Source organism: Bacillus sp. BS1807G30, from assembly GCF_040047675.1.
GTDB lineage: Bacteria > Bacillota > Bacilli > Bacillales > Bacillaceae > Bacillus > Bacillus altitudinis.
The window spans coordinates 2,438,715-2,453,797 of record NZ_CP157353.1 but is presented as its reverse complement, the minus strand read 5'-3'; the positions used below and the strand labels follow the sequence as shown (position 1 = coordinate 2,453,797).

The 15,083-nt window shown below is 42.4% G+C and carries 13 protein-coding genes and 1 other annotated feature; of the genes, 12 read left to right on the top strand and 1 reads right to left on the bottom strand.

The genetic code is table 11. The features are described 5' to 3' along the window. The first annotated feature begins 4 nt into the window (after positions 1-4). From ABG082_RS12660 to ysxE, 7 genes are all read left to right on the top strand, one after another. Positions 5-835: a cytochrome c biogenesis protein gene (locus ABG082_RS12660; RefSeq protein ID WP_008342830.1), complete on the top strand. Its 831-nt coding sequence runs from the start codon at positions 5-7 to the stop codon at positions 833-835. 37 nt (positions 836-872) lie between these two features. Then, positions 873-1,808, top strand: a complete 936-nt coding sequence (gene hemC, locus ABG082_RS12655; protein ID WP_108611475.1) for a hydroxymethylbilane synthase — start codon at positions 873-875, stop codon at positions 1,806-1,808. Continuing rightward, entirely contained in the window at positions 1,805-2,596 is a 792-nt protein-coding gene (locus tag ABG082_RS12650) for a uroporphyrinogen-III synthase (protein ID WP_272511758.1), read from the top strand. The genes hemC and ABG082_RS12650 overlap by 4 nt, the downstream gene beginning before the upstream one ends. Then, positions 2,593-3,564: a porphobilinogen synthase gene (gene hemB / locus ABG082_RS12645; protein ID WP_025207726.1), complete on the top strand. Its 972-nt coding sequence runs from the start codon at positions 2,593-2,595 to the stop codon at positions 3,562-3,564. The genes ABG082_RS12650 and hemB overlap by 4 nt, the downstream gene beginning before the upstream one ends. A 27-nt stretch (positions 3,565-3,591) precedes the next feature. After that, positions 3,592-4,884 carry a glutamate-1-semialdehyde 2,1-aminomutase gene (gene hemL, locus ABG082_RS12640; RefSeq protein WP_348936156.1) on the top strand — a complete coding sequence of 431 codons (1,293 nt, stop codon included), beginning with the start codon at positions 3,592-3,594 and terminating at the stop codon, positions 4,882-4,884. A gap of 331 nt (positions 4,885-5,215) precedes the next feature. Next, a complete protein-coding gene (locus tag ABG082_RS12635) occupies positions 5,216-6,460 on the top strand; it encodes a LysM peptidoglycan-binding domain-containing protein (protein WP_007501553.1) in 1,245 nt (414 codons plus the stop codon). 37 nt (positions 6,461-6,497) lie between these two features. Continuing rightward, positions 6,498-7,529 (top strand): spore coat protein YsxE, encoded by a 1,032-nt coding sequence (ysxE, locus tag ABG082_RS12630; RefSeq protein WP_148943546.1) that lies wholly within the window; start codon positions 6,498-6,500, stop codon positions 7,527-7,529. Between the two features lie 74 nt (positions 7,530-7,603). Here the strand turns inward: ysxE and ABG082_RS12625 are convergent, their stop codons facing one another. Further along, positions 7,604-7,795 carry a hypothetical protein gene (locus tag ABG082_RS12625; RefSeq protein WP_024718406.1) on the bottom strand — a complete coding sequence of 64 codons (192 nt, stop codon included), beginning with the start codon at positions 7,793-7,795 and terminating at the stop codon, positions 7,604-7,606. Positions 7,796-7,961: 166 nt separating this feature from the next. Beyond that, positions 7,962-8,191: a binding site (T-box leader), on the top strand. 60 nt (positions 8,192-8,251) lie between these two features. On the opposite strand from ABG082_RS12625, the gene ABG082_RS12620 reads away from it, so the two are divergent. From ABG082_RS12620 to ABG082_RS12600, 5 genes are all read left to right on the top strand, one after another. Further along, positions 8,252-10,894 carry a valine--tRNA ligase gene (locus ABG082_RS12620; RefSeq protein ID WP_025207725.1) on the top strand — a complete coding sequence of 881 codons (2,643 nt, stop codon included), beginning with the start codon at positions 8,252-8,254 and terminating at the stop codon, positions 10,892-10,894. A gap of 65 nt (positions 10,895-10,959) precedes the next feature. Next, positions 10,960-12,264 carry a folylpolyglutamate synthase/dihydrofolate synthase family protein gene (locus tag ABG082_RS12615; RefSeq protein ID WP_282833775.1) on the top strand — a complete coding sequence of 435 codons (1,305 nt, stop codon included), beginning with the start codon at positions 10,960-10,962 and terminating at the stop codon, positions 12,262-12,264. Between the two features lie 149 nt (positions 12,265-12,413). Next, positions 12,414-13,145: a prepilin peptidase gene (locus ABG082_RS12610; protein ID WP_336619531.1), complete on the top strand. Its 732-nt coding sequence runs from the start codon at positions 12,414-12,416 to the stop codon at positions 13,143-13,145. Continuing rightward, the gene (locus tag ABG082_RS12605) at positions 13,126-14,319 is read left to right on the top strand and encodes an SPOR domain-containing protein (protein ID WP_336619535.1); all 1,194 of its coding nucleotides are present in this window, start codon (positions 13,126-13,128) and stop codon (positions 14,317-14,319) included. Before ABG082_RS12610 ends, ABG082_RS12605 begins: the two co-directional genes overlap by 20 nt. Positions 14,320-14,496: 177 nt before the next feature. After that, positions 14,497-15,066 (top strand): Maf family protein, encoded by a 570-nt coding sequence (locus tag ABG082_RS12600; RefSeq protein WP_007501543.1) that lies wholly within the window; start codon positions 14,497-14,499, stop codon positions 15,064-15,066. Positions 15,067-15,083: the final 17 nt, after the last annotated feature.

The window sequence follows — 15,083 nt, the reverse complement described above, 5'->3', positions numbered from 1 at the left end:
GGCGATGATGGAATCCATTGTAGCGAGACTAGGCGAAGCGACGATCTTGATCTATGCACTCAGTGTCTTGTTCTATTTCATAGATTTTCTTCAACACAACCGGAAGGCTGGAAAAATGGCTTTCTGGTTGCTTTCTATTGTCTGGCTGCTGCAAACAGTCTACATGTTTTATATTATGATGGAAACAGACCGATTCCCTGTGTTGAATGTAGCAGAGGGGTTATATTTTTATACGTGGGTGCTTGTGACATTGTCACTTGTTTTGACAAAAGTATTACGCGTTGAATTTATTGTCTTTTTTACAAATGTGATTGGTTTTTCCATGATGGCGATTCACACCTTTACACCATCCGATCTTCATTCTGCCGAACTGACGGGAAAGCTGACGAGTGAGCTGCTCGTCATTCATATTACGATGGCCATTTTATCATACGGCGCTTTTTCACTTTCATTTGCTTTTTCACTACTCTATCTATTTCAATATCGTTTGCTGAAAAAGAAAAAATGGGGAAAATGGCTTTTGAGAATTGAAGACTTATCAAAGCTTGATCATATGGCGTATGTCTTAAATATTATTGGCGTACCGATGCTCTTGCTTAGTTTGATTCTTGGCATTATATGGGCATATATTTCGTATGATACGTTGTACTGGACAGATGCAAAGGTGCTCGGTTCGTTTATTATGCTGTTTTTATACGGCTTTTACTTATACATTAGACTGGTGAGAAATATGCAAGGCAAAATCGTGGCGCGTTGGAATGTCGCTTCATTTCTTGTGCTGATGATCAATTATTTTCTGCTTGGTAGCTTATCAACCTTTCATTGGTTTCAATAATGATGAGTCTTAAGGGCATTGTCGGGAGGAAGACGTAATGCGTACAATTAAAGTAGGTTCTAGACGAAGCAAACTTGCGATTACACAAACAAAATGGGTCATTCAAAAGTTGTCTGAACTAAACCCTTCTTATTCTTTTGAAATTAAAGAGATTGTGACAAAGGGTGATCAAATTTTAGATGTGACCTTATCAAAGGTTGGCGGAAAAGGTCTGTTTGTTAAAGAGATTGAACAGGCAATGCTGAACCATGACATCGATATGGCAGTACACAGCATGAAAGATATGCCGGCTTCTCTTCCAGAAGGTTTAGTCATCGGCTGTATTCCTGAGCGTGAAGATGTGCGGGATGCATTGATTTCAAAGGATCATCTCCGTCTTCATGAACTACCAAAGGGAGCGATTGTGGGAACGAGCAGCTTACGGCGCAGTGCTCAGCTTCTTCAGGAGAGACCAGATCTTGAGATTAAATGGATCCGTGGAAACATTGATACGAGACTCGAAAAACTGAAAAATGAAGAATATGATGCGATTATTCTAGCGGCTGCCGGATTGTCTAGAATGGGTTGGAGTCAAGAAGTCGTGTCGGAATTTTTATCTCCTGATACTTGCCTTCCTGCTGTGGGGCAGGGCGCATTGTCGATAGAATGCCGGGGAGATGACGAAGAGCTCTTGCAGCTGTTATCTCAATTCACAAATGAGTATACAAAGAAAACGGTCCTTGCTGAAAGAGCCTTCCTTAAGCAAATGGATGGAAGCTGTCAAGTGCCGATCGCTGGTTATGCAACGATGAATGAGCGTGATGAAATTGAATTGACAGGTCTTGTGGCATCTGCGGATGGGCATACGATTATTCGAGAAACCGTAACAGGTACTGACCCTGATGCAATCGGAACAGCATGTGCGAAGCAGATGGCTGATAAGGGAGCAAAGGATTTGATCGACAAGGTGAAAAAGGATCTGTCTTCCCAATGACGATAGCCAAATCGCTTTACGGACAGACGGTGCTTGTCACTCGAAATGAACGTCAAGCGGGTGCGTTTCAGCAGAAAATTGAAGCGCTGAACGGCCATGCTATTTTAACCTCTCTTATCAGGTTTGAACCAACGCTTACAAAAGAAAAAGCGAAGGCATTTTTAGAAGACTTAGAAGCAAGCCATTGGCTTGTGTTTACAAGTGTAAATGGTGCGTCTTTTTTTCTCAGTTATATAGAGAAGCATCAATTACATCAAAGCTTATCCCACTTGAAAGTGGCGGCTGTAGGTGAAAAAACATCTGCCTATCTGATGCAGCACGGCTTAAAAGTGGATGTGGTTCCAGAGCGATTTATAGCAGAAGAACTGGCAGATGCTTTAATTGAACATGTACACCCAGAAGAATGTGTCTTTGTAGCAAAAGGCCACCTGTCACGAGATGTGGTGAAGAATACCCTCGTTCCGCTTGGCATTGACGTAAAAGAGTGGATTATATATGAAACAGTGAAGGATGAGGACGGAATTATCGCACTCAAGTCGGCAATGATGGAGCAATCATTTGATTTTATTACATTTACAAGCTCCTCCACTGTTCATTCTTTTATGCACGCCATGGAGGCTGATATCGATAGATTAGCTGCATCAGACACATGTTTTGTGAGCATCGGTCCTCTTACACAAGAGGCACTGCTTCAATACGGGATTTCTTCTGAAACCCCAGATACTTATACGATAGACGGGATGCTTGATTTGATGTGCCGTTTATCTGAAAGGAAGTTGAACCAATGATGAAATTTAACAGACACCGCAGATTGCGTACAAGCGCAGGAATGAGAGAATTGGTGAGAGAAACATTTTTAAGACCCTCTGATTTCATTTATCCCATCTTTTTTGTAGAGGGAGAGAATGTCCGGAAAGAAGTCCCTTCAATGCCGGGTGTCTATCACATTTCAGTTGATCTTGTGAAAGAAGAAGTCCAAGAGCTTGTTGACCTTGGGATTAAATCTATCATTGTTTTTGGGGTACCAGACCATAAAGACCATGTAGGCAGTGAAGCTTATCACGATCATGGGATCGTTCAAAAAGCAACGCTTGAAATCAAAAAGCATTTCCCAGAGCTTGTGGTCATTGCTGATACTTGCTTATGCCAATATACAGATCACGGACATTGCGGAATCGTTGAAGATGGAGAAATTTTAAATGATGAATCTCTTCAGCTCTTAGCGAAAACCGCTGTCAGTCAGGCTCGTGCAGGTGCAGATATCATTGCTCCATCAAATATGATGGATGGCTTTGTGCTTGCAATTCGTGAGGCGCTTGATGAGGCCGGCTTTGTTCATGTGCCTGTCATGTCATATGCTGTGAAATATGCAAGTGCTTTTTACGGTCCGTTTCGTGATGCGGCGCATAGCACACCGCAGTTTGGAGATCGTAAAACGTATCAAATGGACCCTGCAAACCGCTTAGAAGCACTGAGAGAAGCGCAGTCTGATGTAGAAGAAGGCGCTGACTTCCTGATTGTGAAGCCGTCACTTTCATACTTAGATATCATGCGTGATGTGAAAAATGAATTTACACTTCCTGTTGTTGCTTACAATGTGAGCGGAGAGTATGCAATGGTCAAAGCAGCAGCTCAAAATGGCTGGATTTCTGAAAAAGAGCTTGTTCTTGAAATGCTGACTAGCATGAAACGTGCAGGCGCAGAATTAATCATTACGTATCATGCAAAAGATGCAGCGAAATGGCTCTCAGAATAAAGAACGGATAGACAGGAGGACATTGAAATGGGACGTAGCTATGAAAAGTCAAAGCAAGCATTTAAAGAAGCGCAGCAGTTAATGCCGGGTGGTGTGAACAGCCCTGTGCGCGCATTTAAATCAGTCAATACAGACCCGATTTTTATGGAACGAGGCAAAGGCGCAAAAATATACGATATTGACGGAAATGAATATATTGATTATGTCTTATCGTGGGGACCGCTTATTTTAGGGCATACAAATGACCGTGTGGTTGAAAGTATTCAACGAGTAGCTGAACATGGTACAAGCTTCGGTGCTTCTACTTTAGTTGAAAATGAATTAGCTAAGCTTGTATCAGAACGAGTTCCTTCTATTGAGGTCATTCGTATGGTCAGCTCTGGAACAGAGGCGACGATGAGTGCGCTTCGTCTAGCACGTGGTTTTACAGGCAGAAACAAAATTGTGAAATTTGAAGGCTGTTATCATGGCCACGGTGATTCTTTGCTTATTAAAGCTGGTTCGGGTGTGGCAACGCTTGGACTTCCGGATAGCCCTGGTGTCCCTGAAGGTACAGCAAGCAATACGATCACTGTTCCATACAATGATTTAGAGAGCATCAAAGTCGCTTTTGAAGAATTTGGAGACGACATTGCAGGTGTCATTGTAGAACCAGTTGCAGGAAATATGGGTGTTGTCCCTCCGCAGGAAGGTTTCTTGCAAGGATTGAGAGACATCACTGAGCAATATGGCTCTTTACTCATTTTTGATGAGGTCATGACAGGCTTCCGTGTGGATTATCATTGTGCACAAGGCTATTTTGGCATTACGCCTGATCTGACATGTCTTGGTAAAGTCATCGGAGGCGGTCTGCCAGTTGGTGCCTATGGCGGTAGAGCGGACATTATGAGACAAATTGCGCCAAGCGGCCCGATTTATCAAGCAGGAACGTTATCCGGTAACCCGCTTGCGATGACAGCAGGTCTTGAAACATTAAAACAGCTGACACCTGAGTCTTATGAAGAGTTTAGAGGCAAAGGAGATCGTTTGGAAGAAGGCATTTCAAAAGCGGCGAAAGCACATGGGATTCCACTAACATTTAACCGTGCAGGTTCCATGATTGGATTCTTCTTTACAAACGAACAAGTCGTCAATTACGATACAGCGAAAACAGCTGACCTCGCTTTATTCGCTGAATTCTACAAGGAAATGGCTGATCACGGCATCTTCCTTCCACCTTCACAATTCGAAGGGCTGTTCCTATCAACTGCTCATACGGATGAAGACATCGAGTATACGATTGAGACAGTTGAAAAGGTATTTCAAAAATTAGCTCAGTAACCAAAAGCCGATATGGAGACATATCGGCTTAGATCGTTGACAAAGGGTTAAAATGAACTTTATTTTAGCCCTTTGTCTTTTTTTCAGCGTGAAAGAAAACCTTTGCAGTCTAGGAAGGACGAGTACTGGAGCGGAGCGAATTTGACATTCGTGAGCACCAGCGCGCAGGACTGACATCGAATGCGAGGGTTTGTCTACACGCTGAGCCGATATGGAGACATATCGGCTTTTTGCTTTGCATAAAACCAATCATATTTTCACCGCCTCTTTCATACACCTGTATTGACATCTAATTTTATTTTGAAGGATTAGATGAAAGGAGGACACCGACTTGTCTCAAAACAATCGATTACAGTTTTCGGTAGAAGAGTCCATTTATTTCAAAAACGGACAGGAAGTCAGTGAGCTGCTGTCAATTTCTCTCGATCCTGATATTCTCGTTCAAGAAGTGAATGATTATGTTTCCATTAGAGGTTCACTCGAGCTAACAGGAGAATACAACATAAATCAAGAGGAGCTAATGGGTGAATCCAGTTCCTATGCATCATACAGGCAGGCTGATGAGGTGAAGGTAAGAGAGGACGGAACGGCTGAGCTGCTGCATCAATTTCCGGTGGATATCACGATCCCCAAGAACAAAATTAGTCATTTAAATGATGTATTTGTGTTTATTGATGCATTTGATTACCAGCTGACAGAAAGCCGTTTGCTCACGATTCAGGCTGATTTGGCCATTGAAGGTCTGTTAGATGAAGGAACGCCTGAACCGCTTGTAGAAGAGCCATATGAATTTGTCCATCGTGCTGAAGAGGAATATGGCGATGTCACTTATGAATATCAGGCGCAGTCTGAGTATGAAGAGCAAGAAATGCTGCCACGTGAAGAGCATGAAGAAAATGCAGAACAGCAGGCCGTTTTGCAACATGAAGCGCGAACTGAACAAGAAGAGGATGAAATAGACATCGAGACGGTGATGGTGGAAGAAGCAGAAGAAGAGGAGGAATATGAGGAAGAAGAAGCCGTGGCGCTTGGGTATCGTTCCTTCCCAGAAGCTCAAGTACAAGAGCCGCCATTCTTTGACCCGCCTAAGCTGTTAGAAGAAGAGGAGCGGGATGATACGTTCTTTGAGGTGGAAGTGAGGAAAGACCCTGAAGCAGAGAGCAAGGAAGAAGAAGAGCCGCCAGCTTATCCAGCCTTTGAATCACCTGCTTATCAGATGGAACAGACGCAGGAAGAGCGGGATGACAGCTATCAGTTCGAACGATTATATGAACGTGAAGCACCAAAGGTGTATGAATCAGCTCAAGAAGCTGAGGAGTTTGAACATGACCAGAGAGAAGCGTCTGGCAGTGAGAATTCTCTTTATTTAACGAAGCTGTTCGCTAAGCAGGAGGAGGAAGATTTTTCTCGCATGAAAATATGTATAGTTCAGCAAGAAGATACGGTCGATCGTATTTGTGAGCGATATCAGTTGAATGTGCAGCAGCTCCTTCGAACGAATTCATTGTCGGTGGATGCAGAGCTTGAAGAAGGGCAGATTCTTTATATTCCTGAATATCAAAAAAGCAATGCATAGTATGAGATGATGGACCGAGAAAATGTGGTGAGAGAACGTGGATGAAATCCAATCTGTCCTATACGAATATGGGCTTGAGGCTGAATATATCGAACCTGTCAGTCCAGCTGTCGTTAGAGTGTATACAAAGCAGGGCGTATTTGCACTAAAGCGAGTAAAACCCCATCGACACATGCAATTTACAGAGCAAATGCTTGAACTAGAATCAAAAGGCTATCGCTCCTTTGTGCCGATTTATCGCACGAAGAGCGGTTCCTTTTTCTCAAATCAACGAGAAAGCCAGTACACGTATTACCTTATGCCATGGCTGACGAATGAAAAGAGAGAAGAGCAGGACGATAAACATGAATATTTATTTCAAGAGATTGCAAGACTTCATAAACGAACAGAAGTCATGATGGACATTACTGAGCAGGAAATAGAAGCTCACTACACCCAAATGAAAAGCAAATGGGAAACAGAGAAAGACATGTATGAACGATTTATCGAGCGGGCAGAACAAACATGGTATATGTCGCCATTTGAGCTGGCTGCTGCTATGTATTTTTCAGAAGCGATGTCTGCAAGTGAATTTGCACTTGAACGTTTAGAGGATTGGCATGAGGAAATGAAAGACCAAGAGACGACACGTATTGTGTTAAACCATGGACAATTGTCGATCCATCACTTTTTGTACAATGATGTAGGTACAGGACATTTCACCAATTTTGAGCGGTCCAAAAAGGCTGCCCCCATTTATGACCTTTTGACCTTTTACTATCGTACATTCAAAACCTACCCTACTCCTTGTCCTGAATGCACATCTTTGTTTTATACGTATCAAAAGGGAAATAAACTTCGTGAGGAAGAGATTCATTTGTTCTTGAGTTACCTCGCTTATCCGCAGGGTTTGTTTGATACGGTGAAAGCCTATGAAGCAGGCGGACAGGATGAGATGGAAAGTTGTCAGGAGCTGTTAAGGGCGTATTGGCAAATGAAAAATTCTGAGCCGACCGTCATGAAAATACACGAAATTGAGCAAGCTAGACGCCTTGAAGAAGAACAAAATGCCTCGTCATCAGAAGAGTGACGAGGTTGTTTGCTGTCAAATGTCTAATATGGGGTAATCGATACATAAGAGTGAGCCTGCAGCTTTCAGCTCTCTTAAAACCAATCAAGATGAAAGGCACAGGCGAGAAATATGAGAATTCCTAAGATGAGGACGTCAAATGTTGTGGGAAAAATGATCGTGCGAAAGCCTTGAAATATGGCAATCGGGAGAACGACTTGGGAGGCAACTGCCCGAATTTGTCTAAGCCATGGGGGGAGTGTGTAAGGATTGATCTTTTTCAAAATAAAACGCCCTCCTTCTTTATTTTGTTATTATCATATGGGCAAAGAGGCAAAGGGTGCCTGCCCAATTTGTATAAAGAAGAAGAAAAGCGGAAAAGATGATTGACGAAAACAAAAGGCATTTAGTAATATTAATAAAAGATGAGTATAAGCTGATGAACGTGATATATCGTAAGCGTGGATCAGGAAGAGTACGAGCAAGACCCTAAAGAGAGGGAAACCAATAGCTGAAAGGTTTTCTAGGATGCACTTGTTTGGAAGGTCGCCTGTGAGCTTAATTTCTTGAAACATGTAGTAGAGAAATTCGGGAGATCCCCGTTATCCTTTAGAGAGTACGGGACACGTCTAAGTGTTTCGTGAAAAAAGGTGGTACCGCGAAAAAGCTTTTTCGTCCTTTTATAAGGATGAGAAGGCTTTTTTTTATGTTTCATCAGCCGAAAAAATGTGGAGGTAACACAAATGGAAACAAATAATCAAGAAATGCCAACAAAGTACGATCCAAATGCGATTGAAAAAGACCGCTATACGTACTGGCTTGAAGGGAAATTCTTCGAAGCACAAAATGACAAAACGAAAGATCCATATACAGTCGTCATTCCTCCACCAAACGTGACAGGAAAATTACACTTAGGGCATGCTTGGGATTCAACCCTTCAAGACATCGTGACTCGTATGAAACGGATGCAGGGCTATGATGTTTTATGGCTGCCAGGAATGGACCATGCGGGTATTGCAACACAAGCCAAGGTAGAGGCGAAGCTTCGCGAAGAAGGTGTGAGCCGCTATGATCTTGGACGTGAAAAATTTGTAGAAGAAACGTGGAAGTGGAAAGAAGAGTATGCCGATTTTATTCGTAGCCAGTGGGCGAAAATGGGTCTAGGTCTAGACTATTCGCGTGAGCGTTTTACATTAGATGAAGGCTTGAATAAAGCAGTCCGCCAAGTGTTTGTTCAATTGTATGAAAAAGGATTGATCTATCGCGGAGAATACATCATTAACTGGGACCCAGCAACAAAAACGGCCCTTTCTGATATTGAAGTCATCTACAAGGATGTGCAAGGTGCGTTTTATCACTTGAGATATCCGCTTGCAGATGGATCAGGTTCGATTGAAATTGCGACAACAAGACCTGAAACGATGCTGGGAGATACGGCAGTCGCTGTACATCCTGAAGATGAACGCTATCAGCATTTGATTGGGAAAACAGTTGTTTTACCAATTACAGGCCGAGAGATTCCAATCGTCGGGGATGACTATGTCGATATGGAATTTGGATCAGGAGCTGTAAAAATTACGCCGGCTCATGACCCGAATGACTTCGAGCTTGGAAACCGTCATAACCTAGAGCGCATTCTTGTGATGAATGAAGATGGCACAATGAATGGAAACGCACTTCAATACAAAGGAATGGACCGCTTCGAATGTCGTAAACAGCTTGTGAAAGATCTTCAAGAAGAAGGCATTTTGTTCAAAATTGAGGACCACATGCATTCAGTTGGTCACAGTGAGCGCAGTGGCGCTGTAGTGGAGCCATATTTATCAACACAATGGTTTGTGAAAATGCAGCCGCTCGCAGATGAAGCCATCAATCTGCAAAAAGGTGATGAGCAAGTTCAATTTGTTCCAGACCGATTTGAAAAGACGTATTTACACTGGATGGAAAATATCCGTGACTGGTGTATTTCTCGTCAGCTATGGTGGGGACACCGCATTCCAGCTTGGTACCATAAAGAAACGAAAGAGGTATACGTCGGACTAGAAGCGCCAGAAGATATAGAGAACTGGGAACAGGATAACGATGTGCTTGATACATGGTTTAGTTCAGCGCTTTGGCCTTTCTCTACAATGGGCTGGCCGGATGCAGATAGTGAAGACTTCAAGCGCTACTATCCAACAAACCTGCTTGTTACAGGCTATGACATCATCTTCTTCTGGGTATCCCGTATGATCTTCCAAGGTCTTGAATTCACAGGAGAAAAACCATTTAAAGATGTCCTCATTCACGGTCTTATTCGCGATGAACAAGGGCGTAAAATGAGTAAGTCACTTGGCAACGGAATTGATCCAATGGAAGTCATCGACAAGTACGGAGCGGATTCATTGAGATATTTCTTAGCGACTGGAAGCTCTCCAGGTCAAGATTTACGTTTTAGCTTTGAAAAGGTTGAATCCACTTGGAACTTTGCGAACAAAATTTGGAACGCATCCCGTTTTGCTCTCATGAATATGGATGGTTTAACGTACGATGAGCTTGATTTAACAGGAGAAAAATCAGTTGCTGATCAATGGATTTTAACACGCTTAAATGAAACGATTGAAAGTGTCACACAGCTTGCTGACAAGTATGAATTCGGTGAAGTGGGCAGACATTTATACAACTTCATTTGGGATGATTTCTGTGATTGGTACATTGAAATGGCGAAACTTCCGCTTTATGGAGAAGATGAAGCAGCGAAGAAAACGACTCGTTCGATCCTTGCGTATGTATTAGATCAAACGATGAGACTTCTTCATCCGTTTATGCCGTTCTTAACAGAAGAAATCTGGCAGCATCTACCTCATGAAGGTGAGTCCATTACTGTAGCGGCATGGCCTGAAGTGAAGCCGGAGCTTTCCAACGAACAAGCTTCTGCTGATATGAAACTGCTTGTTGAACTGATTCGTTCTGTTCGTAACATTCGCAGTGAAGTCAACACACCAATGAGCAAACAAGTTGAGCTATATATCAAAGCATCCACATCTGATGTACAGGAACGTTTAGAGAAGAACCGTTCATATATTGAACGCTTTACGAATCCAAGTGTGCTTGAAATTGGCACGGATGTTCCTGCTAGTGATAAAGCGATGACAGCAGTTATTTCTGGAGCAGAGCTCATTCTTCCGCTTGAAGGTTTAATCAATTTAGACGAAGAAATTGCCCGTCTGCAAAAAGAGCTTGATAAGCTGACAAAAGAAGTTGAGCGCGTACAGAAAAAACTTGGGAATGAAGGCTTTATGAAAAAAGCGCCTGAAAGCGTCGTAGAAGAAGAGCGTGCGAAAGAACGTGATTATGTCGCAAAACGCGAAGCTGTTCAAAAGCGTATTGAAGAGCTGAAAGCATAATGTTGAAAAGACGGCTCCTAACGGAATGGAGTCGTCTTTTTTGAAAATTTCGTATGAAATGAGAGATGACATTGTTTACAACCTATCATGAAGCCATTGAATGGATTCATAGCAGACTCGCTTTCGGTGTCAAACCGGGACTTGAACGAATGAAATGGCTGATGGACAGACTAGACCATCCTGAACAAAAAATAAAAGCGGTGCATGTGGCTGGAACAAATGGAAAAGGATCAACGATTGCATTTACTCGATCCATTTTACAGTCAGCGGGCTATTCAGTTGGAACCTTCACCTCTCCATTTATTTTAACGTTCAATGAACGAATTAGTGTTAATGGGGAGCCGATTTTGGACGAAGAGTGGCTGAGTTTGGTGAACGACATCAAGCCTTTAGTTGATGAATTAGATGATACAGAGCTTGGTGCAGCAACAGAGTTTGAGATCATTACAGCCTGTGCGTTTGCTTATTTTGCCCATGTGCACCAAGTAGACTTTGTCCTCTTGGAAACAGGGCTTGGCGGAAGACTTGATTCTACAAATGTGGCAGCGCCCATCTTAACAGCAATTACGTCGATTGGTCACGATCATATGGCCATTTTAGGTGACACACTTGATCAGATTGCAGCAGAAAAAGCGGGCATTATTAAAGCTGGGATTCCGATGATCACGGCCGTTCATCAAGCGGAAGCTCTTACTGTGATTCAACACAAAGCAGAAGAAAAAAATGCGCCGTTTATCTCGTTACATGATACTTGTACCTTTAAGGACCAGCAGCCGACTGAAACAGGTGAACGCTTCACATTCACTACCCCAAAAAGGGAGTACTCGCAGCTAGAGACAGGGTTAATCGGAACGCATCAAAGGCAGAACGCCTCCCTTGCCGTTCTACTGATCGAATGGCTGGAGCAAGAAGGATATATCCATGTGCTAAATGAGCAAGTGTATGAAGGAATTCGGCAAGCGGTGTGGGCTGGAAGATTTGAAAAGATCCAAGATCAGCCTCTTGTTTATTTAGATGGTGCTCATAACGAAGAAGGAATGGACCGTTTAATTGAAACTGTACAAGCTCATTTTTCTAGTAAACAGGTTCATGTATGTTTTAGTGCGTTAAAAGATAAACCTTACAAACAAATGATCGAAAAGCTTGAAAGGATTAGTTCATCGATTCATTTTGTTTCCTTTGACTTTCCAAGAGCTGAGTCAGCGGAAAAGCTTTATGCTTGCAGTCATTTAGAAGCAAAATCGTTTGATGAAGACCCTCGTGCAGTACTTGACTTCATTCAGAAAAAAAGAGATGACCCTTCAGCAATGATTCTGGTGACAGGTTCCCTTTATTTTATCTCAGATGTACGAAGTCGTATTTTACAGTAAGGAAAAGACGCAAATTGCTTCTATGCAGTGTGCGTCTTTTTTCTTTTGATATGTAGGAGAGGGGGAAAATCACTTTTTCGCAAGGTGATCAAAGGTGAATCGCTATGGTACAATCCGGTCTATTCTATTTCCGGAAGGAGTCACCTAATTTGATTGATTTTTTTATGTTTTTCACAGGCATGGTCATGGGGTCATTTTTTCATCTAGTTGGTGAGAGGCTTCCAATGAAGCGGTCCATTCTTTTTCCTCGTTCACACTGCGGAGCTTGTAAAGAGCCGCTTTCTTTTCACGACATGCTCCCGCTTGTTTCTTATATTGTATTGAAAGGGTCATGTAAGCATTGTGGAACCCGGCTCTCTTTGCTTTATCCACTGGTTGAGCTGTTGACAGGCGGCCTTTTTTTCCTCGTTTATAGATATGCTGGTTTCTCTTTTGAGGGCCTTTTTCTTGTGAGTCTATGTAGTTTATTCGTGATTGCTGTCGTGAGCGATCTTTTTTATATGAGAGTACCCAACGAGCTCTTTCTCTTCTTTTTTCCTCTTTTCGTCATATACCGCACGCTAGAACCGCTTTTTATTTGGTGGGAAGGAGCGGCATCTCTTCTTATTTGTCTTCTTTTGTTTTATAGTTTAGAACATTTCAAGCCAAATAGTATGGGGGGAGCGGATGTCAAACTATTTGGTGTGCTGGCATTTTGCTTTGGATTTAAGCCGTTTCTGATCATTCTTTTTCTTTCGTCTGTCACGGGAATGGTTTACGCAAAGGTGTTTTCTTACAAGGCAAATGAACCCTTTCCTTTTGTTCCTGCCATCGCTTGTTCTTTCTGGTTTTATCTTTTTTGTGGTGATCTGTTAAGCCCAAATCGCGATTTTTTCGGATGAGAAAATTGGCGAACACTTTTTGAACCTGCCGACAAAAGTCTTGTTCTTTTTTTTATTGGCTATGTTAAAGTGTGAAACAGAAAGAAGGACGGGTTACATTCGCGCTATTTCATTGGACAGAAAGGTCTTTCTTACAAACAATGTCAGAAAGCGGGGAATGACAGTGAAAAAAAGGCAGGCAAAAAAACAAGGGTTAAAGGTCAATATTAATGGTAAGGAAGAAATGCTGCATGGAGAAGAGCATCAACCTCAAAAACAGCAAGAGGATCAAGTGACGTTTTCGAACTGGGAGGAAAAGAGGCAGTCGGAACAGGAGACAGCCGCTTCCGAGGAGGAACCATCCAAACCGAAAGAAGAAGATTTTCAATGGGACGATGCAGCTGATCACATTTATCATTCGGATCCAAAGGTCGTCACACCTTATCAAAAGAAAAAAGGTTCTTTTGACCAGAAGTTCAGTAAAAACCGCGGTCCCTTCAAACGAGTGATGACAACGATTGTGTTTGCAGTCGTTCTAGGGACAGGCCTCGGTGTATTTGCATTAAGTTTAAGTAAAGATGGGTCTGCCAATCCATCAGGAGGAGATCATATCAGCGTCTCAGCATCTGGAAGCGAGCCTTCGGCGAAAGCTGGGGGAGATGCACCACCGGCTGATCTTGCAGATACGTCAAAGGACAATGAAGGTGAAAAAAGTGCATCAGGTCATTTTTCAACCTTTGTGGTGCAGGCTGGAAAGTTTTCTTCTGAAAAAGGAGCAGATGACTTAGTTGACAGTTTAAAAGAGGCAGGATATGCAGGTAAAAAGGTATCAATGGATGATGGATATTATGTGATTGCCGGGCTTGCCACAGAACAAGGCATGACAAGTGCCGTTGGGAAAAAATTAATCGATCAGCACTTTGAAGCATGGGGAGGAAAAGAGCTCTCGTTTCAAGTGCCGGATGAGCTGACAGGTTTAATAGAGAAGGCATCTGTCTTATCCTCTAAGGTGATTGCAGGAGAAGATGTGGATCAAAAAGAAGTCACTCAGCTGATTTCTGAACTTGAAAATGCCAAAACAACCGACGCACCAGCTAAAAGCAGTTTGCTGAAAGCTGTACAGCTTTTAAATGACCCATCTGCTGAAAATGGCTGGAAATCTCAGCAAGCGCTATTAGATCAACTAAATACGTAAAATCATGTTTTTAACAGCCAAACTAGTCAAAAAATGACTAGTTTTTTTCTTTTGCTTCCAACATAATGATGTAGGAACATGAAAATGGCATTTTCGTCAATTGTCGGTAAGATGTTCATTTGATAGGATGAATGGGTATCTTACTTCTTAGGCTAAACCCTGAAAGGATGAACAAACATGAACCAGTTAATACTCGCATCTCAATCACCTAGAAGAAAAGAATTGCTTGATTTAGCAGGGTTTTCTTATGACATTCAAGCAAGTGATTTAAAAGAAGAAATAAATCGAAACCTTTCTCCTGCTGAGAACGTCCAATGGTTGGCAGAACAAAAAGCAAATGATATTCAAAAAATACATCCCAAAGCTGTGATCATTGGTGCAGATACAATTGTTGCAATTGATGGCAAATGTCTTGGAAAGCCAAAAGACAAGGAAGATGCAGCCTCAATGCTTCAATTATTGTCAGGTAAGACACATCAAGTCTTGACTGGTGTCACGATTCAATCAGAGAATAGAAAAGAAACATTTTATGAACAGACAGACGTGACATTTTGGCCGCTTACACAAGATGAAATAGACCGCTATATTGAAACCGGTGAGCCTCTTGATAAAGCTGGAAGCTACGGCATTCAAGGAAAAGGTGCCCTGTTTGTACAAAAAATAGACGGTGATTATTTTTCCGTTGTAGGACTCCCTATTGCTAAAACAGTCAGAGTGCTTGAAACATTTGGTATCACCCCTTTTTGATGACGGGAAGGAATCAA

What these genes read in the sequence shown, in the direction of transcription:
- hemB (WP_025207726.1), top strand. Translation starts at nt 2,593, where the DNA reads ATGATGAAATTTAACAGACACCGCAGATTGCGTACAAGCGCAGGAATG.
- hemC (WP_108611475.1), top strand. Translation starts at nt 873, where the DNA reads ATGCGTACAATTAAAGTAGGTTCTAGACGAAGCAAACTTGCGATTACA.
- hemL (WP_348936156.1), top strand. Translation starts at nt 3,592, where the DNA reads ATGGGACGTAGCTATGAAAAGTCAAAGCAAGCATTTAAAGAAGCGCAG.
- ABG082_RS12620 (WP_025207725.1), top strand. Translation starts at nt 8,252, where the DNA reads ATGGAAACAAATAATCAAGAAATGCCAACAAAGTACGATCCAAATGCG.
- ABG082_RS12650 (WP_272511758.1), top strand. Translation starts at nt 1,805, where the DNA reads ATGACGATAGCCAAATCGCTTTACGGACAGACGGTGCTTGTCACTCGA.
- ABG082_RS12660 (WP_008342830.1), top strand. Translation starts at nt 5, where the DNA reads ATGATGGAATCCATTGTAGCGAGACTAGGCGAAGCGACGATCTTGATC.
- ABG082_RS12615 (WP_282833775.1), top strand. Translation starts at nt 10,960, where the DNA reads ATGACATTGTTTACAACCTATCATGAAGCCATTGAATGGATTCATAGC.
- ABG082_RS12600 (WP_007501543.1), top strand. Translation starts at nt 14,497, where the DNA reads ATGAACCAGTTAATACTCGCATCTCAATCACCTAGAAGAAAAGAATTG.